The organism is Rhizobium sp. Root491 (assembly GCF_001427205.1).
In the GTDB taxonomy this organism is placed as follows: domain Bacteria; phylum Pseudomonadota; class Alphaproteobacteria; order Rhizobiales; family Rhizobiaceae; genus Agrobacterium; species Agrobacterium tumefaciens.
The window spans coordinates 319847-343631 of record NZ_LMFF01000015.1 but is presented as its reverse complement, the minus strand read 5'-3'; the positions used below and the strand labels follow the sequence as shown (position 1 = coordinate 343631).

Here is a 23785-nt window from a genome sequence, read left to right as displayed (position 1 = left end):
TACCGTACGGTACGGTTCGAGCGCCATTTAAGCGGAGGCAGCTTGCCCGTCAAGCGCTTTCTTCACAGTGATGTACGAATTGACGCGATGCGGCAGCAGGATGCGCCGCACCATAATGCCGCTTTATCCGGCCGCGCTTATCTCACGCGAGGCGTCGACGTCGCGTGAGGGCGACATCCCGTAAAAGCGGCTGTATTCCCGGCTGAACTGCGAAGGGCTCTGGTAACCGACGCGATGGCCGGCCGTGCCTGCATCCAGGCGCTCCAGCAGCATCAGCCGGCGCGCCTCATGCAGCCGCAACTGCTTCTGGTACTGAATGGGGGTCATGGCCGTGATCGTCTTGAAATGGTGATGGAAAGACGACACGCTCATGCCGATATGCTCCGCAAGTTCCTCGATACGCAGCTGGCGCGCGAAATTCTCGCGTAGCCAGGCGATGGCGCGGGCAATCCGATTGCCGTGGCTTCCGGCAGCGACGATGTTCATCAGCTGCCCACCCGCTGGTCCCGTCAGGATTCGATAGAGGATTTCCTGCTCGATCAGCGGCGCCATGGCCGCAATGTCCGCCGGGCGGTCAAGCAGGCGCATCAGCCGGATGGCCGCATCAAGCAGCTCCGGTGTGGCGGCGTTCACCACGATGCCGCGCTGGCCGCTTACCGGCTCCTGAGGGCGCTCGATCGGCATGCGGCTCATAAGGTCGAGCAGCTTTTCGCTGTCGATCGCGAGCCCGATGCAAAAATGCGGTACTTCCTCGCTCGCTTCCACCACACGCCAGGCAACCGGCAGGTCGAGCGAGGTCAGAAGATAGTCGCCGGCCCCGTAATTAATGGTGTCCGTTCCCAGCTGAACGCTTTTCGACCCCTGGATCACCATTGCCAAACAGGGACGATAGCTGCCGTGGCACGGCGCGCTGGGTGTGGATCGCCGGCTGATGCCGAGGGTTTCGATTGCCGTCTGGACCTCGCCATCGCGGGTGGCATGCCGTGCGGCGATGGAGGCGATCTCCTGATAGAGATTGAACGGCATGGTCATCTGGGAAACCCTTTAGGGAAGGAAGCAGCGTGTCTGTTTGCATTATCTAGAAAGCCGGGCCAGTTTCCGCAAATAGCCCACCGCAATTTTTTGCAGGATCGTGCAAAAAGCTCGGAGGATCGCTCTAACGCCCCGGCACCCTTCCATTGCATATTCCGCCGTCCCCAACTCCCGAAAGGATATTCAGATGGCCATTGCAAGAGGTTATGCTGCGACCGATGCGTCGAAGCCGCTTACCCCGTTCACCTTCGAACGCCGCGAGCCTAACGATGACGACGTTGTCATCGATATCAAATATGCCGGCATCTGCCACTCGGACATCCACACCGTCCGCAACGAATGGAAGAATGCCGTCTTCCCGATCGTTCCCGGCCATGAGATTGCCGGTGTCGTGAAGGCCGTCGGCTCCAAGGTCACGAAATTCAAGGTCGGCGATCATGTCGGCGTTGGCTGTTTCGTCGATTCCTGCGTCGGCTGCGCCACCCGCGACCTCGACAACGAACACTACATGCCCGGCCTCGTCCAGACCTATAACGATGTTGATCCAAATACGAAGACAGCCACCCATGGCGGTTATTCCGACTCGATCGTCGTCAAGGAAGGTTATGTCCTGTCGATCCCGGACAACCTGCCGCTCGACGCTTCCGCGCCGCTTCTATGCGCAGGCATCACGCTCTACTCGCCGCTGCGCCGCTGGAACGCCGGTCCCGGTCAGAAGGTCGCAATCGTCGGCATGGGTGGTCTTGGCCACATGGGCGTCAAGCTCGGCGCTGCCATGGGCGCGGATGTCACAGTTCTTTCCCAGACCCTGTCGAAGAAGGAAGACGGACTGAAGCTCGGCGCGAAGGAATATTACGCCACCAGCGACGCCTCGACCTTCGAAAAGCTGGCCGGCACCTTCGACCTGATCATCTGCACGGCAGGTGTCGCAATCGACTGGAACGCTTATCTCGGCCTCCTGAAGCCCAAGGGCAGCATGGTCGTGGTCGGTGCACCGGAACATGCGATCCCGGTCCACGCCTTCTCGCTCATCATCGGTGCGAAGAGCCTCTCCGGCTCGATGATCGGCTCGATCAAGGAAACCCAGGAAATGCTGGATTTCTGCGGCGAGCATGACATCGTCTCGGAGATCGAAACGATCAACATCCAGGATGTCAACGAAGCCTATGAGCGCGTGCTGAAGAGCGACGTTCGCTACCGCTTCGTCATCGACATGGCATCGCTCGACGCTTGAGCCCTGGATTGGCACAAGCTCGCCACATCCGCACTCCGTCACCCCGCACTTAATACGGCGTGACGGAGGAATGGTTTGGCGCACTGACCGTAAATGCGAGCGCGGGAAGCCAATGCTTCCCGCGCTTTCCTTTACCCGCCCTGCCCTCAGGCCTCGTCCTTCAACGTCTCTTTCTGGGTGATCAGCCGCGCGCTGTGCTGGCCGCTGAGGTAAATCCACAGCCAACTCCACGCCACGGCCAGCCGCGAGCGCGTTCCGATCAGGAAATATATATGGGCAAGCCCCCAGATCCACCATGCAAGCACGCCCTTGAGCTTGAACCTGCCGAAATCGATCACCGCCGCGCGTTTGCCGATGGTCGCCAGATTACCCTGATGGCTGTAGCGGAACGGCGCGGGCTCCGGCTCTCCGGATAGCCGCGCCTTGATGACCTTTGCCACATGGGCGCCCTGCTGCTTGGCTGCAGGCGCAATGCCCGGCACCGGTTTGCCGTTTTCCTGATTGACGGCGGCCGTATCGCCGATGACGAAGATATTGGGGTCGTCTTCCAGATTGAGATGCGGCCCGACGATAGCGCGTCCCGCCCTGTCGGCAGCGGCATTCAGCCATTTTGCAGCGGGAGACGCCTGCACGCCGGCGGCCCAGACCACCGTGCGGCACGGATAAAAGGTCTCACCCACAGTCACGCCCTCATCGGTGCAGGCCGTCACCGGTGTGCCGAGCAGAACCTCGACGCCGAGCTTTTCAAGCGCCTGCTTGGCATAGGCCGAAAGATCGTCCGTGAAAACCGGCAGAACGCGCGGACCTGCCTCGACAAGCAGCACGCGGCTCTTTCTGGTATCCACATTGCGGAATTCCGGCGGCAGCGCCCTGTGGGCGAGCTCGGCGATCATGCCCGCCATTTCCACGCCCGTCGGGCCTGCCCCGATGATGACGAAGGTCAGCTGCGCCTGCCGTTCCTCCTCGCTGGTGGCAAGTTCCGCACGCTCGAAAGCCAGAAGCAGGCGGCGGCGGATCGTCGTTGCATCCTCGAGCGTCTTGAGGCCGGGAGCGGCACGCTCCCATTCGTCACGGCCGAAATAGGCATGACGGGCGCCGGTGGCCAGCACCAGCATATCGAAGCCGATGACCTGACCGGAACTCAGATGCACGGTGCGCGCGTCACGGTCTACGCCATTCACTTCCGCAAGCAGCGTCGTCACTTCCTTGCGGTCGCGGTAAAGATGGCGGATCGGCCAGGCGATTTCGGATGTCGCAAGAGCCGTCGTCGCAACCTGATAAAGCAATGGCTGAAATAGATGATGGTTGCGGCGGTCAATCAATGTGATGCGGACAGGGGCCCCCTCCAGCCCGTGTACCATTTGTAAGCCGCCGAAGCCTCCACCCACGACGACAACGTGATGTTCTTGCATGTGTCTCTGCCTTTAAAAGCTCGCGCACGGAGCATGCGCAAGCAGATTATAGGCAAAAAAAATTGACTTTGGTTATGAAATAGCCTGACCGCAGGCGCGACAAAAACGCCGGACTGTTTCAGCCATGCCATATTCCAGCGCATCCGCCGTCAACCCGTGCCCGATGGAGACCTCTGCGAGATAAGGTATGCGTTTCATAAGCTTGGGCAGGTTTGCTACAGTCAGGTCGTGCCCCGCATTGACTGCAAGCCCGAGCGCTGCGGCGTAGTCCGCCGTCTGTCCGAGTTTTTCCAGAAGCGCGTCACCCTTTTGCGGATCGTCAAAACAACCGCCATAGGGACCGGTATAGAGCTCGATGCGGGCAGCACCCGTCTCAGCCGCCAGCTCCACCGCTTCGCGCTCGCCGTCACCATCGGCAAAAAGCGAAACCCGCATACCGCCGGCCTTCAGGCGCCCAACGGCTTCTCTCAGGAAAACCGCGTGCTTGCGGAAATCCCAGCCATGGTCTGATGTCGCCTGCGACGGATCGTCGGGCACCAGCGTCACCTGCTCAGGCTGGGTCTGTTCGCACAGAACGAGAAAATCCTCCGTCGGATAACCTTCGATGTTGAATTCCGCGCTTGGGAAACTGTCATCGATAAGCGCACGCAGCACCGGCAGGTCCGAAAAGCGGATATGGCGCTGGTCCGGCCGAGGGTGTACAGTCAGCCCGCTAGCACCCGCAGCGAGTGCAATATGCCCGAAATGCGCGACATCCGGCCATGGGAGATCGCGACGGTTGCGCAGCATGGCAATTGCGTTCAGATTGACGGAAAGTTTTGCGGGCATGACATCGAGGCTCCGGTTCGGAATTGACATCCTGTTTCACGCAGGTTGACGCCGACCGCAAGGAGGCCGATAAAATTTTTTAAGGATACGGGAACGAAAGCAGGCAATACAGGTTACGGTTCTCATGCAGCATCGGCAAAATGTCTTGATCAGAAGACAGGTCTGCGGTGGGGAACAAGTAACGAATGCCATAAAAAGCAGGCACACTGTCAAAACGCGCGAAGGGGGAAACGATGCAGAATGGCAGGATGCCGTTTGAACACGGCGACGAGGACAAACCCAATCTAAGGATCAGCAGCTTTTTACCGGATATAAGCCTGCCCTCCTCCCTGCCCGCCGAACCGGTTCCCATCGCCGACATGGCCAACATTTTCGGCGTAACGCACCGGACCCTGCATTTTTACGAAGAAAAGGCGCTGCTGACCTCAAAACGCATCGGCCAGATGCGCGTTTATTCCCACCGCAACGTGCAACGCATGGCGGTGATAAATGTCTGTCGCGAAGTCGGCATTTCCGTCGCAGCCATTACAGACATCATGGAAAAACTTGCCCGCTCTCTCTCGCAGGAAGAAGCGGACGAGATATTCCACTCCGCGCTGCGGCAGCGAAAAAGAGAACTGACCGCGGAACGCTCCACGCTTCAGCGCCAGGCCCAGCAGATCGAGGAACTGCTCGCCACCGATAACGATACTGATGGCCTCGACGCGGCTGAGCGGGGACCGGGCAAGGATATCGCGCTGACAGACAACGAGCGAAAATGCCTGGAATTGATGGCGGAGGGGTACGCCCCGGTAAGGCTCGCGCGCGCTCTCGGCCTTTCAGGTAACGACCTCAACGAACTGGAGGCGAAGATCATCGGCAAGTTCAGTGCCAGCAACCGCTTTCAGGCGGTTGCCAAAGCGGTTCTGCTGGGCGTCATCCGCGCCTGACAAAGCATTTCCACGAAAACTGCACAGCGGTTTTCCGTCCGGACAATGCACAGACAAAAGAATTGGAGCATTGAAGGTGTCCCGCTATTCACCGGAAATGCTCTATCTCAGCGAACGATTGTGAGTGTTTCTGCGGCGCGGGTGATGGCGGTGTAAAGCCACCGCTCGCGCGAATCGCGGAAGGCATAGCTCTCGTCAAAGAGAACCACATTGTTCCACTGCGAACCCTGCGCCTTGTGCACGGTCAGCGCATAGCCGAAATCGAACTCGTCATAACGCTTGCGGGTGGTCCACGGAATTTCCGTTTCCACATCCTCGAAAGCCGCCTTCAGCAATTTGATCTTGGCCGCGCCGCGATCCATATCGTCGTCTTCAGGCCGGATCATCAGGTTGATGCCGGGTTTCACCGTCTCGCGCGACGAACTCATGACCTGCCAGAGAGAGCCGTTCAGCAGGCCCTTGGCCGGATCGTTCCTCAAGCAAACCAGCTTGTCGCCGGATTGCGGATAATCGGCCGTAAAGCCCTTCAGCTCGCGAAGCCGCTGGTTATAACGGCGGCGCGTGCGATTTGTGCCGACGAGCACCTGATCGGCATCGAGCACGAGCGACTGTGTCACCTCGGACTTGGAAATCACCTGCGCGGCACCGTAATCGCCACGCATGATCTCGCGGCCTTCCCGCACATCCATGGCAAGGTGGATGATGGGATTGTCCTTGGCCTGCCGATGAATTTCGGAGAGCAGGTAATCAGGCTCCTGCTCCGTGAAGAAGCCACCGCCTGAAACCGGCGGCAACTGCCCGGGATCGCCGAGCACCAGGATAGGCGTGCCGAAGCTCATCAGATCCTTGCCGAGCTGCTCATCCACCATCGAACATTCATCGATGATGATGAGTGCCGCCTTGGCGAGCGGGCTCTGGCGGTTGATGGAAAACATCGGTGCGACCGAGGTCTTGCCGGTTTCCTCGTCTTCCACGGTCTCTTCGCCGCGCGGGCGGTAGATCAGCGAATGGATGGTGCGGGCATTGGTCGCCCCGCGCGAGCGCAGCACCTGCGCCGCCTTGCCGGTGAAGGCCGCAAACAGCACTTCGCCATCGACATTTTCCGCGAAATGTTTTGCAAGCGTCGTCTTGCCGGTTCCGGCATAACCGAACAACCGAAAAACCGGCGTCCGGCCTTCCTTCAGCCAGCGGGAAACAGCCTTGAGCGCTTCGTCCTGTTGCGGTGAAAATAACATGCGCCCTCATCGCAGGATTCGAGCACCGTGCGCAACAGAAAAAGAACGAAAGATGAATCACACCATCAGAATGCGGCAATAAAACACGGCTGGTTTTTAAACCATGGCGGGTATCATGCCGCGCATGAAGATATTGATTCTGGGCGCAACGGGTTTCATCGGTTCCGAAGTGATCCGCAGCCTTCACGGCAAAGGTCACACCGTTACTGGGCTGGCTCGCACCATTGCGCGCGCCAAAGATAAATGGCCTTTCGCCAGCTGGGTTCCGGCCGATCTCTCGCGTATGACCAGCGCTGCCGACTGGGCGGCACTCGTTAGCGACCATGACGCCATCGTCAATTGCGCAGGTGCGCTTCAGGACGGCCTGTCGGATGATCTTGCTGCGACGCAGGAAAAAGCGATGCTGGCGCTCTATCCAGCAGCGGTAAATGCGGGCGGCAAACTGGTGATCCAGATATCGGCCCGCACTTCCGGAGCCGCTTCCCAACTGCCCTTCCTCGCAACCAAACGCCGCGCCGATGTGGCACTTGCCGCAAGCGGTCTGCGCTTTGTCATTCTCCGCCCCGCACTGGTTGTCGGCCGCAACGCCCATGGCGGCACAGCACTCGTGCGCGCGCTTGCAAGCTTCCCTTTCGCTGTGCCGCTCGTAAACGGCAAGATGCCTGTACAGACCGTCGCAGTCGAAGATGTCGCGTTGGCAGTCAGCGCGGCAATAGATGGCGAAATCCCGTCAGGTAGCGATATCGAGCTGGCAGCAAACGAAACGATGACATTGCAAGGCGTGGTCGCTGCGCACCGGCAATGGCTCGGCCTCGCCCCTGCTCCCGCGCTAAATCTTCCGGCTGCCTTCATGCGCCCCGTCGCCATCACGGCGGATATTGCGGGAAAACTCGGCTGGCGGTCGCCGTTGCGCTCAACCGCAATGACGGTGATGTCGGAAGGTATCGTGACGGAGAACAGCGCGCCAAAAGCGACGACGTCGCTCAAGAGCTTGAGGGACACGCTGGCAGCTCACCCTTCCGGCGTGCAGGACCTGTGGTTTGCCAGATCATATCTGCTCAAACCCGTCCTCATTCTCTGCCTGTCGCTGTTCTGGCTATTGTCCGGCCTCGTCCCGCTGCTTGATATCGACAGCTCGGCGGCGCATTTCCTGCCCTTCATGCCGCAAGTGCCGGCCGTCGCCCTCACACTCGCCACCTGCCTCATCGATATCGCCCTGGGCGTCACCGTCCTGATAAGACCGCTTGCCAGAAAAGCACTCATCGCCATGCTCCTGGTCACCGCCGCCTATCTGACTGGTGGCAGTCTGCTGGAGCCGGGTCTGTGGCTCGATCCGCTCGGCCCCCTCGTCAAGGTCCTGCCCTCCATCGCCCTTACACTTGTCGCCCTTGCCACATTGGATGAACGCTGATGACACCTGAAGACCTTCTGCGGCTCGCCCATGTCATCGGCGCAACCGTGCTGTTCGGCACCGGGGCTGGCATAGCGTTTTTCATGGTGATGGCGCGGCGGACGGCAAACCCAGCGCTGATCGCCCATGTTTCGGGCACGGTCGTCATCGCCGACACCATCTTTACCGCCACGGCGGCGATCATCCAGCCGGTCACCGGCTACTTCCTCGCCCGCATCATCGGCTGGCCGCTGAGCGAAGGCTGGATCGCGCTTTCGCTCTGCCTTTATGTCTTCACCGGCATTTTCTGGCTGCCGGTGGTGTGGATCCAGATCAAACTGCGCGACATCGCCCGCGATTGTGTCGCTGCGGACGAGCCCCTGCCGCCGCAATGGTTCCGTCTCTACCGCATCTGGTTTGCCTGCGGTTTTCCGGCTTTCTTCGCGGTTCTCGGCATCATCTGGCTGATGCTGACCAAGCCGGATATTGCCCTGTTCGGTTGATGCGCCTCAATTGACCGCCTGTCTTTCGACAAGCTGCGCCAGTTGCTCGGCGACCGTGTTCCAGCCGTCGAAAAAGCCCATCTCCGCGTGCCTGTCGCGATCTTCAGGGTTTCTGTGCATGGCATAGGCCACATACTCCATTCCTTCAGGATGATCGCGAAAACTCATCACCGCGGTGAGGAATGGGCGCGCGGACGGGCGAAAGCCTGAAGTCAGCGCATCGGTGAAGACCAGACGCTCCTCATGATCCACCGCCAGGAAACATCCGCTTATGTGATCGCCAAATGCCTTCCCGTCTTCGCTGTAGCGGGTCTCGAAAGCGCCGCCGGGGAAAAGCTCCATTTTCTCGACACGGCATTGGCCGGGATGCGGCACCCACCACTGTTCGAGGCTGTTTTTGTCGACCCAGGCGTTCCAGACGAGCCGGCGCGGCGCCCTGATGATCCTTGAAATCTTCAGGTCGAGATCGGGATTGAAAGTGTCGGTCATTTGTCATTCTCCCCTTTATCGGAGGTTCTGTCCTGTTGCGCCATGACGAACTGTTCAAGCCGGTCCGTACGGCCTTCCCAGATGGCATGCTGTTGCGAAAGCCAGCCCTCAATCATCGAAAACCGTTGTTTCTCCAGCGAGCAGAACCGCACCCGGCCCTGCTTGCGCGTCACGATCAACCCCGCTCCTTCCAGCTGGCGGATATGTTTCATGAACGACGGCAGGGCCATGGCGAAAGGTTCGGCAAGCGTGCCGACGCTCGCATCCCCGCTGCCCAACCGCAAAAGCACGGCCCGTCGTGTCGGATCGGCAAGGGACTGGAAGATATCGTCAAGTGGCACTGAATAGTTATCCATAAGACTAACTATCACAGCGAAAAACTTAGCTCAACGGATAAGTTTAAAAATCGCACCGGCGGAGGGAATAAAGCAGTGACCTGCGGTGTCTTTTGATGTGCCGGCGGCAGAAGCCGCCCGAACCAAGGAGGATATGTCCATGAAAATCCGCTTTATCGTTCCCGCCCTCGTTCTGGCATTTGCCGGAACGGCCTATGCGGCACCCGCGGTCGAAACGGTCAAGACCGCCAAAGGCAATGTGCTTGCGGGCGAAAAAGGCATGACGCTCTACACTTTCAAGAACGACAAGAAGGGCGTATCCAATTGTTATGACAAGTGCGCCACCAACTGGCCGCCGTTCTTCGCGGCCACTGGCGACAAGGCCGAAGGCGCCTATTCTCTCGTGACGCGCAAGGACGGCAAGATGCAGTGGGCAAAAGACGGCATGCCGCTCTACTACTGGGCCAAGGACATGAAAAAAGGCGATGCAACCGGCGACGGTATGAACGGTGTATGGGATGCCGCAAAACCATGATGGCATGAATGGCAAGACGCGGGGGAGCCTCTCCCCCGCAGCCGGCTCCTTCGAGGCGGAGATGCTGGCGCTGATACCCATGCTGCGGCGTTATTCCCGCAGCCTTTCCCGCTCCGACGCCGATGGCGAGGACCTTTTGCAGGACTGCGTGGAAAAGGCGCTGACCAACAAGAGGCAATGGCACGGAACGGCTTTGAAATCATGGGCTTACGCGATAATGACGAATCTTTATCGCAACCGCCACCGCGCCGCGAAACGTCACCCGTCCGAAAGTCTCGACGGCCATGAAAGCTTGGCCGTTGCCGACACACTCGGCGACACGCTGGAAAACGATAGGCTGCACGTCGCGCTCGGGCTGCTTTCGCCAGAGATGCGGGCGGTGCTGATGCTGGTGACGGTGGAAGGCTACAGCTATCAGGAGGCAGCCGAGACATTGTCGATCCCGGTGGGTACCGTCATGTCCAGACTTTCCCGCGCCCGCGAAACCCTGCGCCAGCACCTGGCGGCGGACAATATCATTCCCCTGCGGAGACCACGATGAAAAGGCCCGATGCCATTACCGAAGACGATCTGCACGCTTATGTCGATGGGCTTTTGTCCGACGACGACCGCGCGGCTGTCGAGGCCTGGCTGACCGAAAGGCCGCAGGAGCGGGAGCGTGTGGAAGACTGGAAAAAACAGGCTGAAACCCTGCGAGCCGCATTCGCCGCCTATGCCGCCGAACATCCGCACGACACCGCGATGCTTGCCGAAAGAAAACAGGCACCCGCGTGGCGGCTGAAACCGGTTCTTCTGCGAACGGCAGCTGTGTTGCTGATCTTCGCGGCGGGTGCGGCAGCCGGCAGGCTTGTGCCGTCGCCACTCGCCACGCCGCAGGACGTGGTTCTGGCATCGTTGACGACTGACATTCCCGCGCAGGCGAAATCGGCCTATCTCATCTATGCAAGCGAGGTGCGCCACCCCGTTGAAGTTGGAGCCGAACAGCAGCAGCACCTTGCAACATGGCTCGGCAAAAGGCTCGGTTATCCCTTCGCTATCCCCGATCTTTCCAAGATCGGATATGATCTCGTCGGCGGGCGCCTGATCCCCGTCAGCGGCAAGCCCGGGGCGATGCTGATGTATCAGGACAAGACCGGCCGCCGGGTAACGGTGCTGGTCGGCCACAACGAGGAAAACCGCACCACCAGCTTCCGCATGGCGAGCGCCGATGGCGTCGAGACCTTTTACTGGATCGACAACGAACTGGGCTATGCGGTTTCTGCCGAACTGACGCGCGCCGAGGTGCAGAAGATCGCCGAGGAATGTTACCGCCAGTTCCCTGCGTAGAATAACCTATACCCCCACCCCACATCCATGCGACAGGCACAGGGATGAAGGGAGACCCCCTATTTCAACATCGGCCAGAGGCTGACGACGAGAAGGACGGCCATGGTGATGTTGAACCATTTGAGCCGCACGGGAACGGAAAGCCAGTCGCGCAGGGCCGAGCCGAAGCCCGCCCAGGTCGAAACGCTGGGAAGATTGACGGCGGCGAAAACCACACCGACGATCAAAACGGTGACGAGATATTGCCCCTCATCCGTATAGGTCGCCATCGCGGTCACGGCCATTACCCAAGCCTTGGGATTGACCCACTGAAAGGTTGCGGCGGCAAGAAAGCTCATCGGCACCGATGCGGCAGCACCCTCGTTCAGGCTGCGGGACGTGCCGATCTTCCACGCGATCCAGACGAGATAAAGTCCGCCCGCGAATTTCAGCACGGTATAGAGCAAGGGCACGGAGTGCAGCAGCGCGCCAAGCCCAAATCCGACGCCGATCAGCAATGACAGGAACCCCGCCCCGATGCCCAGCATATGCGGGATCGTGCGGCGGAAACCGAAATTCACGCCGGAGGCAAAAAGCATCATATTGTTCGGGCCGGGCGTGATGGAGGTTGTGAAGGCAAACAGCACCAGCGCAACGAGGGTTTCGACAGTCATGATCTCTCCTGTGAAAAGACACTATCCGCCGAACCACCATCAAACCAGTCCGATCAACCGATAGGCGTAGTCAAATTTTTTGATGGATCGATCCTTTCCATGCCGGGTTTGAGAAGTCGGAACAAAGGGCTATTCTCCGTCAACAACCGCTGGAGCGAACCGATGTATGACGACATTCCTTCCGTCACCCTGCCATCCGGAAAAGAGATACCAGCCCTTGGCCTCGGCACCTGGAACATGGGCGAGATGAGATCATCGGCTCCGCAGGAAGTCGAGAGCATTCGCAAGGCGATCGATCTCGGCATGACGCTGATCGACACGGCCGAAATGTATGCAGACGGCCGATCCGAAGAGGTGGTGGGCACGGCGATTGCCGGCCGGCGCGACGAGGTGTTTCTGGTCAGCAAGGTCTATCCCTGGAACGCCAGCGCCCGAGGCACGATTGAGGCCTGCGAGCGCAGCCTCGCAAGGCTCGGCACCGACCGCCTCGATCTCTATCTGCTGCATTGGCGTGGTGATCACCCGCTGGAAGAAACGGTGGCCGCTTTCGAAAAGCTTAAAAAAGCAGGCAAGATCGGCGACTGGGGCGTCTCGAATTTCGACACCGACGACATGGAGGAGCTTTTCGCTGTTCCCGACGGTAAGAATTGCGCCGCCAATCAGGTGCTCTACAATCTCTCCCGGCGCGGACCGGAATTTTCGCTTCTGCCCTGGTGTCAGTGGCACAGCGTGCCGCTAATGGCCTATTCGCCAATCGAACAGGGGCGCATCCTCAACAACCACGAACTCATCCGCATCGCCAAGGCCTATCAGGCTACGCCTGCGCAACTGGCACTGGCCTTTCTTCTGGAAAGAGAAGGCGTCATCGCCATTCCAAAATCCGCCAGCGCCGCACGCGTGGAGGAGAACCGAGGTGCCACCGATCTCGAAATCACCGATGAGGACTGGGCCGCGCTGGATGCCGCTTTCCCTCCACCGACACGCAAGACGGCGCTGGAAATGCTTTGATTTAACAAAGCATTAAGATGTTTTTCGGAATCAGGCACTCAAGCAATTGAATCGAAATGTGAGCCCTGCGAACTGATGCTTTGGGCTGCAACATTTTAATTCAATAACGGCGCAGCGAACCGCGCCGTCAGTCTGCCAGACATGCTGCACCCAGTTACGGTATGCGGCGCTCATATTCCTCTTTAAGCCCCAGCCAGCTATCCCAGAAAGGCCCCGGCTCCTTTTCCTGAAGACGGGCGGCGAGAATGTCGAGATGCGCATGCCAGCCGGCGCTGACATTGAGCTTGGTCGTGCGATCCGCAAGCCGGCGGTGAACCAGTGTCAGAAGCACATCCTTGCCCAGAGCCTGAAGCTCGATCGACACTTCTGCGCTCTCACCCCAGGTGAAGACGAGGCGGTGCGGTGCAACGACGGTGATGATGCGTGAGGTCATCCTGTTCTCTTCGGAAAAACCTTCCGGGCGGCTGCCCGGCGGGTCGGAAAGCTCGTCGTTGCGCCAGACGAGTTCAAATGGTGCGTCGGGCGCAAGCCGCATCTCGCCGGACGCCAGCCACCGGCGGCGAAGTTCGCTCTGTGTCAGATAGGCCCAGACCCGCTCGATTGGTCCCGGCAGGAGCCGTTCTATCTTCAGGGTTGTCGGCTCGACGAGCCGGCCATAGGCGTCAGGCATTGCAATATCAGCCATTGTCATTTCCTCCATCTGCAGGGGATTTTCCCTGATCATCCTCCCTGAGCATCTGCTCAAGAATATCGAGGCGGCTGTTCCAGAACTGCCGGTAGAAATCCAGCCATTCATGCGCCTCTGCCAACCGTTCCGGCGCAAGGCGGCAGACATGGGTACGCCCCCTTACCTCACGGCGGATAAGCCCGGCGTTTTCCAGCGCCTTGATGTGCTTGGATGCCGCAGCCAGCGATATGTCGAACGGCTCGGCCAGCTGGCTCACCGTTCGCTCGCCACGGGATAGATCGCGCAGCATCGTGCGCCGCGTCGCATCGCCAAGGGCATGAAAGACAGTGTCGAGATGTGGAACAGATAATTCAACCATGTTGTTGAATATAGGCCGCCAGACTAAAAAGTCAACCATATGGTTGAATATCAATTCACCGGAGCGCAGCCCATAAAAAACCCGCGGCGAACCGCGGGCTTGGTATTACAAGGATATTCGAAAGGCGGAGGATCACATCCCCTGCGAACCGCGGTTCATGGCTGCAATACCCGTGCGGCAGATCTCGATCAGGCCGAGCGGTTTGATGATGGCCACGAACTGGTCGATCTTGGACGACTTGCCGGTGATTTCGAAGATGAAATGCTCGACTGTCGCGTCCACCACCTTGGCCTGAAACGCATCCGCAAGACGCAGCGTCTCGGCGCGGGCTTCACCCGAACCGACGACCTTGATCAGCGCTACTTCACGCTCGATCGGCCGTTCCTGCCCGAGTTCGCGGGCGCGAACTGTGAGATCGAGCACCCGGTGCACAGGAACGATGCGTTCCAGCTGCGCCTTGATCTGCTCCAGCACGATCGGCGTGCCGCGCGTCACGATCGTGATGCGCGACAGATGCGCCTCATGCTCGGTTTCCGAAACCGTCAGGCTTTCGATGTTGTAACCCCGGCCGGAAAACAGGCCGATGACCCGGGCGAGAACGCCCGGCTCGTTGCTGACGAGAACCGACAGCGTGTGATTTTCGACGGCAGCCGTTTCCTTCTGGATGAAATAGGCGGAGCCGGTGGGTTGTAGGTGTGCGTTCATGTCCTTTTCCTCTCCCGGCTCAGACTAGCTGACGGCCCTTGGCATCGATGGCGTTGGCAACAGCTTCATCCGTCGCCTCGTCCGGCAACAGCATCTCGTTATGGGCTTTACCAGATGGGATCATCGGGAAGCAATTGGCGAGATTGGCAACGCGGCAATCGAAGATGACCGGCCTGTTGACCGCAATCATCTCGGCGATCTTGTCGTCCAGTTCCTTCGGATCGTCGCAATACATGCCAACCGCGCCATAGGCTTCCGCCAGTTTGACGAAGTCAGGCATGGCTTCGGTATAGGAGTTGGACAGGCGGTTGCCGTGCAGCAACTGCTGCCACTGCCGCACCATGCCCATATACTGGTTGTTGAGGATGAAAATCTTCACGGGCAGACCGTACTGGATGGCGCAGGACATTTCCTGAATGCACATCTGGATCGAGGCATCACCGGCAATGTCGATAACCAGCGCTTCCGGATGCGCGACCTGAACGCCGATAGCTGCCGGCAGGCCGTATCCCATGGTACCGAGACCGCCCGAGGTCATCCAGTGGTTCGGCTCCTCGAAGCCGAAGAACTGCGCCGCCCACATCTGGTGCTGACCAACTTCGGTGGTGATGAAAGTCTCGCGCCCCTTCGATGCCTCGTAAAGACGCTGCAATGCATATTGCGGCATGATGACATCGTTGGAATTTTTGTAGGCAAAGGAGTTGCGGGCGCGCCAGCGCTCGATCTGCAGCCACCAGTCCGCGGTCTGCGCTTTTTCCGGCTTCTTCGGCAAAGCGCGCCACAGGCGAACCATATCTTCCAGAACATGGCTGACGTCGCCAATGATCGGAACGTCGACGCGCACGGTCTTGTTGATCGAGGACGGATCGATATCGACGTGAATCTTCTTGGAATTCGGCGAAAACGCATTCAGGCGTCCGGTAATACGGTCGTCGAAACGTGCGCCGATGCAGACCAGCACGTCGCAATCATGCATTGTCATATTGGCTTCGTATGAACCGTGCATGCCCAGCATGCCGAGCCAGTTCTTGCCGGAAGCCGGATAGGCGCCGAGACCCATCAGCGTCGAGGTGATCGGGAAACCGGTCAGCTCTACCAGTTCGCGCAGCAGCCGTGTCGCTTCCGGGCCGGAGTTGATGACACCGCCACCGGTGTAGAAAACCGGCTTCTTTGCCTTAGACATCAATTCGATGGCCGCGTGAATGGCGTTGAGATCGCCCTGAACCTTCGGCTTGTAGCTCTTCTGCTGAATGGCGGCGGAAGGCGGCGTATAAGTGCCGGTGGCGAACTGGATGTCCTTCGGAATATCGACGACGACGGGGCCGGGACGACCAGTCTGTGCGATGCGGAAGGCCTCATGGATGATGCCCGCCAGTTCGTTGACGTCCTTTACCAGCCAGTTGTGCTTGGTGCAGGGGCGCGTAATGCCGACGGTATCGCATTCCTGAAATGCGTCGGAGCCGATCAGCGATGTCGGAACCTGGCCGGAAAGGCAGACGAGCGGAATGGAATCCATCAGCGCATCCTGCAGCGGGGTGACCGCATTGGTGGCGCCGGGACCGGAGGTAACGAGCATGACACCGACCTTGCCGGTGGAGCGGGCATAACCTTCGGCAGCATGGCCGGCACCCTGCTCGTGACGTACGAGAATATGCTGAATGTCTTCCTGCTGGAAAATCTCGTCGTAGATCGGAAGCACGGCACCACCAGGATAACCGAAGATATGCTCGACGCCGTTGTCCTTCAGCGCCTTCAGAACAATCTCCGCACCTGTCATGCTATTGCTGTTTTCCGTATTATCCTTATCCGTCATTGCCTGTTTCCATCCCGCTTTGGCTTTGGATATCGAGGAGCCCGAGGGCCTGTTTGAAGACATAAAAAAAGGCCCCTAGAGGAGCCTCGTTCAGCGCATGGGTGCTTTCGCCGGATGGTTACACCATCCTGCCCATGCGCCGTCCCACCACGATAAGTACGTTAAGATTTTTCATGGGCCGGAGTGTTAGCCAGAAAAGCGCCAGTCGTCAACGCATATTGCGGAAAAAATCGGCGTCGGCTTCTTTTATTACCCGTAAGGCGCCATGGACGAAATTTTCGAACGCAACAGATACACAGGTTGTTAAATATAATCTTTTACAATCAAGTATGCAGATAATGCCCGAACCACCGCGATCATCCGCATGTACCGGGATAAGACGTGAATAGTGACGAGTTTCATAGAGCGTCCCGCATGGACGAAAACGAACGGCGATCCGGCCAGCAGCCGGCTAACCGCATGCTCGGCCGCGTTATCGCCTGTGATGGCGCCCATGCGACAATCGCCGCAGAAACGGAAATCGGCTCAACCGATGTCGCGCAGCTCTGGTCCGTCGGACGCCTGATCTCGATCGAAATGGGAACGAGCCGCGTCGCCGCACTGGTATACGCCATGCGCACGGGCGAAGAACACTGGTCGTCGGACAAGCCGAACCGGCTGCTGATCGACGTGGAACTCGTTGGCGAAGTCTACCGCACCGAAGATGGCAGCGAACGTTTTTCCACCGGCATTTCCCGTTACCCCTACCTGGGCGCGGTCGCGCATCGCATCCGCACGGGAGACCTTTCCAAGATCTATGACAGCGGCAAGCGAGACACATGCGTCATTGGCAAGCTGACGCAGGACGACACGATTGGCGCGGCCATCAACATCCAGCAGATGCTGGCGAAACATTTCGCCGTCGTCGGCTCGACGGGCGTGGGCAAAACCACCGCCGTCTCCCTTCTTCTGAACAAGGCGATCGAGACGGACCCGAAGCTGCGTGTCCTCATTCTCGATCCGCACAATGAATTTGCGGCCGCCTTTCCCGATCATTCTGTCGTCATCGACACCGACACGCTCGACCTTCCCTTCTGGCTGATGCGCCTTGAAGAATTCGCGGAAGTGATTTTCCGCGGACGCAAGCCCGTACCGGAAGAGATGGATGTCCTTCGCGACATCATTCCGGAGGCGAAAAAGGCATTTCGCGGCACAGATGGCTCCGCCGTTCGCCGCACGTCCGACAAGAGCGCGATCACGCCCGACACGCCGGTGCCTTACCGCATGGCCGATATTCTCGCCCTCATCGACGAGCGCATCGGGCGGCTGGAAGGGCGCGGCGAAAAGCCGACCCTGCGATCCCTCAAGGGCCGCATCCTCTCGGCCATCAATGATACGCGCTATAACTTCATGTTCTCCAGCAATACGATCAGCGACACCATTCTGGAAACGGTGGCGCATATCTTCCGTATTCCAGGAGAAGGTAAGCCGATTTCGGTTTTCCAGCTGTCCGGCATCCCCTCGGAAGTGGTGAACTCGGTCGTCTCCGTCCTTTGCCGCATGTCCTTCGAACTCGCGGTGCTGGCGCGCGGCTCGCTGCATATGCTTGTCGTCTGCGAAGAAGCGCACCGTTATGTTCCGGCAGACCCTGAGCGCGGATTTTTCCCGACCCGGCAGGCGATCGCGCAGATCGCCAAGGAAGGCCGCAAATACGGTATTTCGCTTGGCGTCATCAGCCAGCGTCCGAGTGAGCTGGACCAGACCATCCTGTCGCAGTGCTCGACCGTTTTTGCCATGCGGCTGACGAACGAGATCGACCAGAAGATCATTCTGTCCGCCGTACCGAACGCCTCAACCTCGACCACCAGTTTCCTCTCGTCCATCGGCAATGGCGAGGCAATCGCCTTTGGCGAGGCGGTGGGCGTACCGATGCGCATGCGCTTCGACCGCGTCTCCACGGCAAAATTGCCGAAGGCGAACGGCGCAGTCAGCCATACGCCCCACGAAACGCCCGATACAGTCGATCTGAACACCATCGTCAGCCGCATGCGCGCGGTAGCTAAACCGGTCATCACCGGCTTCCAGCAAAGCGTCGAAGCGGCCTTCTCCGATATGCAGGAACCGATGTCAGCTCCCAGGGAAGCGGACGACGTCGATCGCTGGAAACGCGAACTGGGGACGGCGGCGACAGAGGGATACGAACCTTACCGCCCCGACATGCTGCCCGGACGTACAACCCTTGCGCCGCAGTCGCCCGCAACGGTAACGGATACCAGCGCTGTCAACGAATTGCGCAAAGTCGGCTTCCAGATGCAGGCACAGAGTGGCCCGCCTCCATCAGAGGCACGCCCTTCGCTGCGGGAGAGCCTGATGAAAAAGCCGCTAGGCAGCCTTTACCGCAAGGACTGAGCGCGGCCCTTACGGCTGGATACGTGCCCAGTCCGGCCCCATCTGGTTGCGGAACCAGGTCATCTGCCGCTTGGCATATTGGCGGGTCGCGGCCGCCGATTTTTCGATGACCTCTGCCTCACTCATACCGCCAGCCAGCATATCGGCGATCTGGGAAACGCCGATCGCCTTCATAGCTGTGGCGTCAGGCGCAAGGTTCAGGGCGAGAAGAGCCTTCACCTCTTCCACAGCACCACTCTCCATCATGGTTTCGAACCGCCGATTGATGCGGTCGTGCAGCACGGGCCGTTCCGGCAGGACCACAAATTTCTCCGCTCTGTCCGGATCAACTATCATCGGACCACTGGCTTTTTGGAACTCCATGATCGACTTTCCCGTCGCTTCCATGACTTCCAGCGCCCGGACGATCCGCTGGCCGTCCCCCGGCTGAAGCCCCTGCGCCATCAAGGGATCGCACCGCGACAGCTCCGCGTGCAGGACCGTTGACCCCTCTTCGATCAGCCGGGCGCGCAACCTCTCGCGTATGTCGTCAGGAATGGCTGGCATATCGGACAAGCCGCCCGTCAGTGCCTTGAAATAAAGCCCCGTACCGCCAACGATGACCGGAAAACGCTGCTGCCTGCGCAAATCCACAAGCAGGGCGGAAATGTCCCGCAGCCATTCACCCGTTGAATAGGAACTGCTTGCCGGCACATGGCCGTATAGCAGATGTGGCACGCCTGCCATTTCTTCCTCGGATGGCCGGGCGGTCAGCACCCGCAGCGTGTCATAAACCTGCATGCTGTCGGCATTGATCACGACACCGTTCCGCTCCCGCGCCATACGAAGCGCAAGCGCGGACTTGCCGCTTGCCGTCGGGCCGGTTATCAGGATCGCATCAAAATTCTCATCAAGGTTTTTCATCATGGCTTTCGTTGCCACGCTTATCGCCAATCCGTCAAATCCTGTTCTGACACCGGCCCTCGGCGAAGCGGCCGCCAATGCCGTAAACGCATCCGGTCTCTACTGGCTGGCCGATGGCATCGCCTGCGATATTGCCCTGCCCTCTGGCACCGATGCCGAACAGGCACGTGACGCGATTGCCGACGTGCTTTCGGGCCAGCCGATCGATATCGTCGTTCAGGAACAGGACAAGCGCCGCAAGAAGCTTCTGATCGCCGATATGGATTCGACCATGATCGGTCAGGAATGCATCGACGAACTGGCCGCCGAAGTAGGATTGAAGGACAAGGTTTCCACGATTACCGCTCGCGCCATGAATGGCGAAATCGCTTTTGAGCCGGCGCTCCGCGAGCGCGTGGCGCTGCTGAAGGGCCTGCCGGTCTCCGTCATCGATGACGTCATTGAAAAGCGCATCACGCTGACATCAGGCGGCAAGGAGCTGATCGCCACCATGAAGGCTAAAGGCTACTATACCGCCCTCGTTTCCGGCGGTTTCACGGTCTTCACCGGCCGGGTGGCTGCGATGCTGGGGTTTGATGAGAACCGCGCCAATCTTCTCGGCGAGGCCGATGGCCAGTTGGATGGCACCGTTGCCGAACCGATCCTCGGCAAACAGGCCAAGGTGGATGCGCTGAACGATATCGCCGCAAAGCTCGGCATCTCGCCGGACGAGGCAATGGCGGTCGGCGATGGCGCTAACGATCTCGGCATGCTGCATCTGGCCGGCGCAGGCGTTGCCCTGCACGCCAAGCCCGCCGTCGCCGCCGAGGCGCAGATGCGCATCGACCATGGCGACCTGACCGCACTCCTTTATATTCAGGGTTACCGCAAGACGGATTTTGTCGTTCCATGATCATCCGTGAAACATCAAGGCTCATTCTGCGCGAGTGGAAGGAGAGCGACCGCAATCTGTTCCGCGAAATCAACGCCGACGAAAAGGTCATGGAATTTTTTCCCTTCCGCCGCAGCCATGCGGAAGCGGATGCGGTTCTCGAAACCATCAACGGCATGATCCGCGGCAGCGGTTACGGCTTCTACGCCATGGAACTGCGCGAAACCGGTGAGGTTATGGGATTTTGCGGCATATCGCCGGTCATGAACCTCGATCCGCCCTTTCCGCTCGGAACCATGGAAATCGGCTGGCGGCTCGCCAGCCGCTTCTGGGGTCACGGCTATGTCACCGAGGCCGCGCAATCGCTGCTCGTCATGGCTTTTGACGAAAAGGAAACGCCGGAAATCGTCTCCTTTGCCGTCCATGACAACCAGCGTTCGACGCGGGTGATGGAACGTATCGGCCTCAAGCGTGACCCGTCACGAGACTTCGACCACCCGCGCGTCCCGGAAGACACCCATCCGCATCTGCGCCCGCATGTGACCTATGCGCTGACGCTCGCGGAGTGGCGGGAACGACGGGCGCAGTAGCGCCCTCGCCCGCCAGTTCGGCAATTATTTCACAGCCGCATTTCCGCCGTCGGCAAACAGGGCCGATCCGGCAACAAAGCTCGACATCGGGCTGGAGAGGAAAAGGGCGGCCTGCGCCAGTTCCTCCGGTTCCGCAATGCGCTTCATCGCATGCAGCCCTGCAGCCCACTCCTTCTGGGCCGCATCTCCCGCCATCGGCGTATCGACTCCGCCGGGAAGCAGCGCATTGGCGCGAATTCCCTTGAAGGCGTAGTCGGCAGTAATGCCTTTCACCAGCCCCATCAGCGCCGCCTTGGAGGTGCCATAGGCTGCCATGCCGGGTATGCCGGCGCTGGTGCCGACGAAGCTGGAGATGAAGACGACCGAACCGCCTCCCCGCTTCAACATCGCAGGGATCTGGCTGCGCACGCCGAGAAATGCGGAAGTGAGGTTGGCGGTGATCACGTGATCCCATTCCTCTACCGAAATCTCCGCAAGCGGTTTTGTTGCTCCAACGGCACCGGCATTGTTGACGGCGATATCGAGACCGCCAAAGACGGTCATGGCCGCATCCGTCAGACGGGCATGGGTTTCCGCAACTGTGACGTCACCCGCCACGGGGTGAACGCGACCGCCGGCCTGGCGAATGGCGGAAGCCACGTCCTCGAGTGCCTCGGCACCACGCGCGTTGATAATGACGGCCGCGCCCTGTTCGGCAAACAGCCTTGCTGTCGCCCGGCCGATGCCGGATGACGCGCCAGTGATGATCGCAACCTTGTTTTCTAATAATTTCATATCCTTGGCCTCCTTTGGGGGAGACCGAGGAATAGAGAGCAAGCCGAACCACAGCCACCCGATTCCTGCCGAACCGGGCGAAAGAAGCTTTACTCCAGCGGCAGCGCCACGACGCGCAGATTGCCCTGTGCATCGGCAACCATCATATGCGCATTCTTGCGACCCTCGGATTTCAGGCCGTTGACACGCACAAGCACGTCGCCCGGAACCTCCATGAAGTCCTGTCCAACCTCGACGATGACATCACCCGCCTTCATGCCCTTCTGTTCGGCAGGCGAACCCTGATCAACACTGGCGACAAGCACGCCTTCGACACTTTCGGCAATGCCCTTCTCCGTCCGCAACTCGTTGCTCAGCACTACGAGGTTCATGCCGAGCACGCGCTGCGGCGCTTCGCGCACCTCCGGCGTCTGGTCCTGCGCCTGATCGTCGGAACCGCCCTTGTCATCAGGCACGACCATGCCGCCGTCACCGTCCTCGGCCTGCGGATCGTCGGTTGCGGCCTTTTCATCGGGCGCATCCTGCAACTGGCCAAGCTTTACCTTGACGGTCTCTTCCTTGCCGTCACGGAAGACCACGACATCGACTTCCTTGCCGACCGGGCTTTCCGCCACGATCCTCAAGAGGTCACGCATCTCGTGAATATCCTTGCCGTCGAATTTCAGTACGATATCGCCGGCCTGGATCGGGCCGTTTTCCACCGGGCCACCCTTGGCCACGCCGGAAATCAAGGCACCCTTTGCCGCTTCCATGCCAAGGCTTGCGGCCACGTCGTCGGTAACCGGCTGGACGCGCACGCCGAGCCAGCCACGGCGGGTTTCGCCGAATTGGATGAGCTGCTCGACGATATTCTGGGCGAGTTCCGTCGGAACCGCGAAACCGATGCCAATCGAACCGCCGCTCGGCGAAATGATCGCCGTATTGATGCCGATCACCTCACCCTTCATGTTGAAGAGCGGACCGCCGGAATTACCCTTGTTGATTGCAGCATCCGTCTGGATGAAGTTGTCATAGGGGCCGGCATTGATGTTGCGCCCGCGCGCGGAAACGACGCCGACGGTCAGCGATCCACCAAGGCCGAAGGGATTGCCAACGGCCATGACCCAGTCACCGATGCGCATGCTGCGCGAATCGCCGAACTTGACTGCCTTCAGCGGAGCCTTCGGCTCTACCTTCAAAACGGAAAGATCGGTTTTGGTATCAGTGCCGACCAGCGTTGCCTTCAGCTTCGAACCATTCGGGAAAATCACCTCGATGGCGTCTGCACCCTCAATGACGTGATTGTTGGTGACGATGTAGCCAGCCGGATCGATAACGAAGCCGGATCCCAGCGAACTGACCTTGTCGCCGCCTTCCGGTTTCTGGTTGTCGAAATAATCCTTGAAGAACTCCTGGAAAGGCGAACCTTCCGGCAGTTTCGGCGGCACAGGCCCTTTGCCCTCGGTCTTGACGTTCTGCGACGTCGAAATATTCACCACCGCATCAAGAAGGGGTGCGGCAAGATCGGCGACCGATGCCGGCCCATGGCTCTGCGCCCATGCCGCAACCGGTGCCGAAAGGCTACCCGCCACAAGTGCGAAGCCCGCGACTGCGGCAATGCTGCTGCGAAAAGGCGAAAGAAGGGTCACGGCCATAAGCGTCCTCGCGTTTCAAATCGTCATTCCCTGCATATATCGTCAAAGCATAAGGCGGAATGATGAAGTGTAAAAATACCTTTTCGTGAACAGCACCGGCTGCCTTGCTCACTGCCTACAGCATCGGCGCGAAAACGGATATCCCTTTCCGG

Annotated in this window: 25 protein-coding genes; 11 read left to right on the top strand and 14 right to left on the bottom strand. The window is 59.5% G+C overall.

What is annotated here, in order from left to right:
• Positions 1 to 123: 123 nt before the first annotated feature.
• Positions 124 to 1032, bottom strand: coding sequence for an AraC family transcriptional regulator (locus tag ASD46_RS18305; protein ID WP_019565330.1), 909 nt, complete (start codon positions 1030 to 1032; stop codon positions 124 to 126).
• Positions 1033 to 1219: 187 nt separating this feature from the next.
• Between ASD46_RS18305 and ASD46_RS18300 the strand changes: the two genes are divergently transcribed.
• The gene (locus ASD46_RS18300; RefSeq protein WP_003513067.1) at positions 1220 to 2266 is read left to right on the top strand and encodes an NAD(P)-dependent alcohol dehydrogenase; all 1047 of its coding nucleotides are present in this window, start codon (positions 1220 to 1222) and stop codon (positions 2264 to 2266) included.
• A gap of 146 nt (positions 2267 to 2412) precedes the next feature.
• Here the strand turns inward: ASD46_RS18300 and ASD46_RS18295 are convergent, their stop codons facing one another.
• Complete coding sequence (locus ASD46_RS18295; protein WP_025593987.1) at positions 2413 to 3678, bottom strand: NAD(P)/FAD-dependent oxidoreductase; 1266 nt, start codon at positions 3676 to 3678, stop codon at positions 2413 to 2415.
• A 72-nt stretch (positions 3679 to 3750) separates the two neighbouring features.
• The gene (locus ASD46_RS18290) at positions 3751 to 4506 is read right to left on the bottom strand and encodes a pyridoxine 5'-phosphate synthase (protein ID WP_003513071.1); all 756 of its coding nucleotides are present in this window, start codon (positions 4504 to 4506) and stop codon (positions 3751 to 3753) included.
• Positions 4507 to 4739: 233 nt separating this feature from the next.
• Here ASD46_RS18290 and ASD46_RS18285 point away from each other — a divergent pair, with 233 nt between their 5' ends.
• Positions 4740 to 5435 carry a MerR family transcriptional regulator gene (locus ASD46_RS18285; protein ID WP_003513073.1) on the top strand — a complete coding sequence of 232 codons (696 nt, stop codon included), beginning with the start codon at positions 4740 to 4742 and terminating at the stop codon, positions 5433 to 5435.
• A gap of 107 nt (positions 5436 to 5542) precedes the next feature.
• Here the strand turns inward: ASD46_RS18285 and ASD46_RS18280 are convergent, their stop codons facing one another.
• Positions 5543 to 6670: an ATP-dependent DNA helicase gene (locus ASD46_RS18280; RefSeq protein WP_003513075.1), complete on the bottom strand. Its 1128-nt coding sequence runs from the start codon at positions 6668 to 6670 to the stop codon at positions 5543 to 5545.
• Positions 6671 to 6794: 124 nt separating this feature from the next.
• Between ASD46_RS18280 and ASD46_RS18275 the strand changes: the two genes are divergently transcribed.
• Positions 6795 to 8081: an SDR family oxidoreductase gene (locus ASD46_RS18275; protein ID WP_025593989.1), complete on the top strand. Its 1287-nt coding sequence runs from the start codon at positions 6795 to 6797 to the stop codon at positions 8079 to 8081.
• Complete coding sequence (locus ASD46_RS18270; RefSeq protein ID WP_035198571.1) at positions 8081 to 8563, top strand: DUF2269 family protein; 483 nt, start codon at positions 8081 to 8083, stop codon at positions 8561 to 8563. The genes ASD46_RS18275 and ASD46_RS18270 overlap by 1 nt, the downstream gene beginning before the upstream one ends.
• Positions 8564 to 8569: 6 nt before the next feature.
• Here ASD46_RS18270 and ASD46_RS18265 read toward each other — a convergent pair whose 3' ends face one another.
• The gene (locus tag ASD46_RS18265) at positions 8570 to 9052 is read right to left on the bottom strand and encodes an SRPBCC family protein (RefSeq protein WP_025593990.1); all 483 of its coding nucleotides are present in this window, start codon (positions 9050 to 9052) and stop codon (positions 8570 to 8572) included.
• Entirely contained in the window at positions 9049 to 9408 is a 360-nt protein-coding gene (locus tag ASD46_RS18260) for an ArsR/SmtB family transcription factor (RefSeq protein ID WP_025593992.1), read from the bottom strand. Before ASD46_RS18260 ends, ASD46_RS18265 begins: the two co-directional genes overlap by 4 nt.
• Before the next feature lie 133 nt (positions 9409 to 9541).
• On the opposite strand from ASD46_RS18260, the gene ASD46_RS18255 reads away from it, so the two are divergent.
• From ASD46_RS18255 to ASD46_RS18245, 3 genes are read left to right on the top strand one after another with little or no spacing between them, the layout of a single operon-like run.
• Positions 9542 to 9922: a hypothetical protein gene (locus ASD46_RS18255; RefSeq protein WP_075807749.1), complete on the top strand. Its 381-nt coding sequence runs from the start codon at positions 9542 to 9544 to the stop codon at positions 9920 to 9922.
• On the top strand, positions 9906 to 10463 hold the full coding sequence (locus ASD46_RS18250; RefSeq protein ID WP_003513086.1) for an RNA polymerase sigma factor: 558 nt from the start codon (positions 9906 to 9908) through the stop codon (positions 10461 to 10463). The genes ASD46_RS18255 and ASD46_RS18250 overlap by 17 nt, the downstream gene beginning before the upstream one ends.
• Positions 10460 to 11248, top strand: coding sequence for an anti-sigma factor family protein (locus ASD46_RS18245; RefSeq protein ID WP_003513088.1), 789 nt, complete (start codon positions 10460 to 10462; stop codon positions 11246 to 11248). Before ASD46_RS18250 ends, ASD46_RS18245 begins: the two co-directional genes overlap by 4 nt.
• Positions 11249 to 11307: 59 nt before the next feature.
• On the opposite strand, the gene ASD46_RS18240 is transcribed toward ASD46_RS18245, so the two are convergent.
• Positions 11308 to 11901, bottom strand: coding sequence for a LysE family translocator (locus ASD46_RS18240; protein WP_025593995.1), 594 nt, complete (start codon positions 11899 to 11901; stop codon positions 11308 to 11310).
• Between the two features lie 162 nt (positions 11902 to 12063).
• Between ASD46_RS18240 and ASD46_RS18235 the strand changes: the two genes are divergently transcribed.
• Positions 12064 to 12909: an aldo/keto reductase gene (locus ASD46_RS18235; protein ID WP_013636471.1), complete on the top strand. Its 846-nt coding sequence runs from the start codon at positions 12064 to 12066 to the stop codon at positions 12907 to 12909.
• Positions 12910 to 13063: 154 nt separating this feature from the next.
• On the opposite strand, the gene ASD46_RS18230 is transcribed toward ASD46_RS18235, so the two are convergent.
• The 4 genes from ASD46_RS18230 to ASD46_RS18215 form a co-directional block, all read right to left on the bottom strand.
• Positions 13064 to 13594 carry an SRPBCC family protein gene (locus ASD46_RS18230; protein WP_003513094.1) on the bottom strand — a complete coding sequence of 177 codons (531 nt, stop codon included), beginning with the start codon at positions 13592 to 13594 and terminating at the stop codon, positions 13064 to 13066.
• Complete coding sequence (locus tag ASD46_RS18225) at positions 13587 to 13955, bottom strand: ArsR/SmtB family transcription factor (RefSeq protein WP_003513097.1); 369 nt, start codon at positions 13953 to 13955, stop codon at positions 13587 to 13589. The genes ASD46_RS18230 and ASD46_RS18225 overlap by 8 nt, the downstream gene beginning before the upstream one ends.
• A 132-nt stretch (positions 13956 to 14087) precedes the next feature.
• A complete protein-coding gene (ilvN, locus tag ASD46_RS18220; protein WP_025593996.1) occupies positions 14088 to 14660 on the bottom strand; it encodes an acetolactate synthase small subunit in 573 nt (190 codons plus the stop codon).
• Positions 14661 to 14679: 19 nt separating this feature from the next.
• Positions 14680 to 16473, bottom strand: a complete 1794-nt coding sequence (locus ASD46_RS18215) for an acetolactate synthase 3 large subunit (RefSeq protein WP_013636474.1) — start codon at positions 16471 to 16473, stop codon at positions 14680 to 14682.
• Positions 16474 to 16854: 381 nt separating this feature from the next.
• Here ASD46_RS18215 and ASD46_RS18210 point away from each other — a divergent pair, with 381 nt between their 5' ends.
• Entirely contained in the window at positions 16855 to 18861 is a 2007-nt protein-coding gene (locus ASD46_RS18210) for an ATP-binding protein (protein WP_013636475.1), read from the top strand.
• Between the two features lie 9 nt (positions 18862 to 18870).
• Here the strand turns inward: ASD46_RS18210 and miaA are convergent, their stop codons facing one another.
• Complete coding sequence (gene miaA / locus ASD46_RS18205) at positions 18871 to 19767, bottom strand: tRNA (adenosine(37)-N6)-dimethylallyltransferase MiaA (RefSeq protein WP_025593999.1); 897 nt, start codon at positions 19765 to 19767, stop codon at positions 18871 to 18873.
• On the opposite strand from miaA, the gene serB reads away from it, so the two are divergent.
• Positions 19766 to 20656, top strand: coding sequence for a phosphoserine phosphatase SerB (serB, locus tag ASD46_RS18200; RefSeq protein ID WP_003513107.1), 891 nt, complete (start codon positions 19766 to 19768; stop codon positions 20654 to 20656). The genes miaA and serB overlap by 2 nt on opposite strands.
• Positions 20653 to 21225 (top strand): GNAT family N-acetyltransferase, encoded by a 573-nt coding sequence (locus ASD46_RS18195; protein WP_025594002.1) that lies wholly within the window; start codon positions 20653 to 20655, stop codon positions 21223 to 21225. The genes serB and ASD46_RS18195 overlap by 4 nt, the downstream gene beginning before the upstream one ends.
• 24 nt (positions 21226 to 21249) lie before the next feature.
• Here the strand turns inward: ASD46_RS18195 and ASD46_RS18190 are convergent, their stop codons facing one another.
• Together ASD46_RS18190 and ASD46_RS18185 are read right to left on the bottom strand one after the other, a co-directional pair.
• On the bottom strand, positions 21250 to 21999 hold the full coding sequence (locus ASD46_RS18190) for an SDR family oxidoreductase (protein ID WP_025594003.1): 750 nt from the start codon (positions 21997 to 21999) through the stop codon (positions 21250 to 21252).
• An 89-nt stretch (positions 22000 to 22088) separates the two neighbouring features.
• On the bottom strand, positions 22089 to 23633 hold the full coding sequence (locus tag ASD46_RS18185) for a Do family serine endopeptidase (protein ID WP_003513113.1): 1545 nt from the start codon (positions 23631 to 23633) through the stop codon (positions 22089 to 22091).
• Positions 23634 to 23785 lie beyond the last annotated feature (152 nt).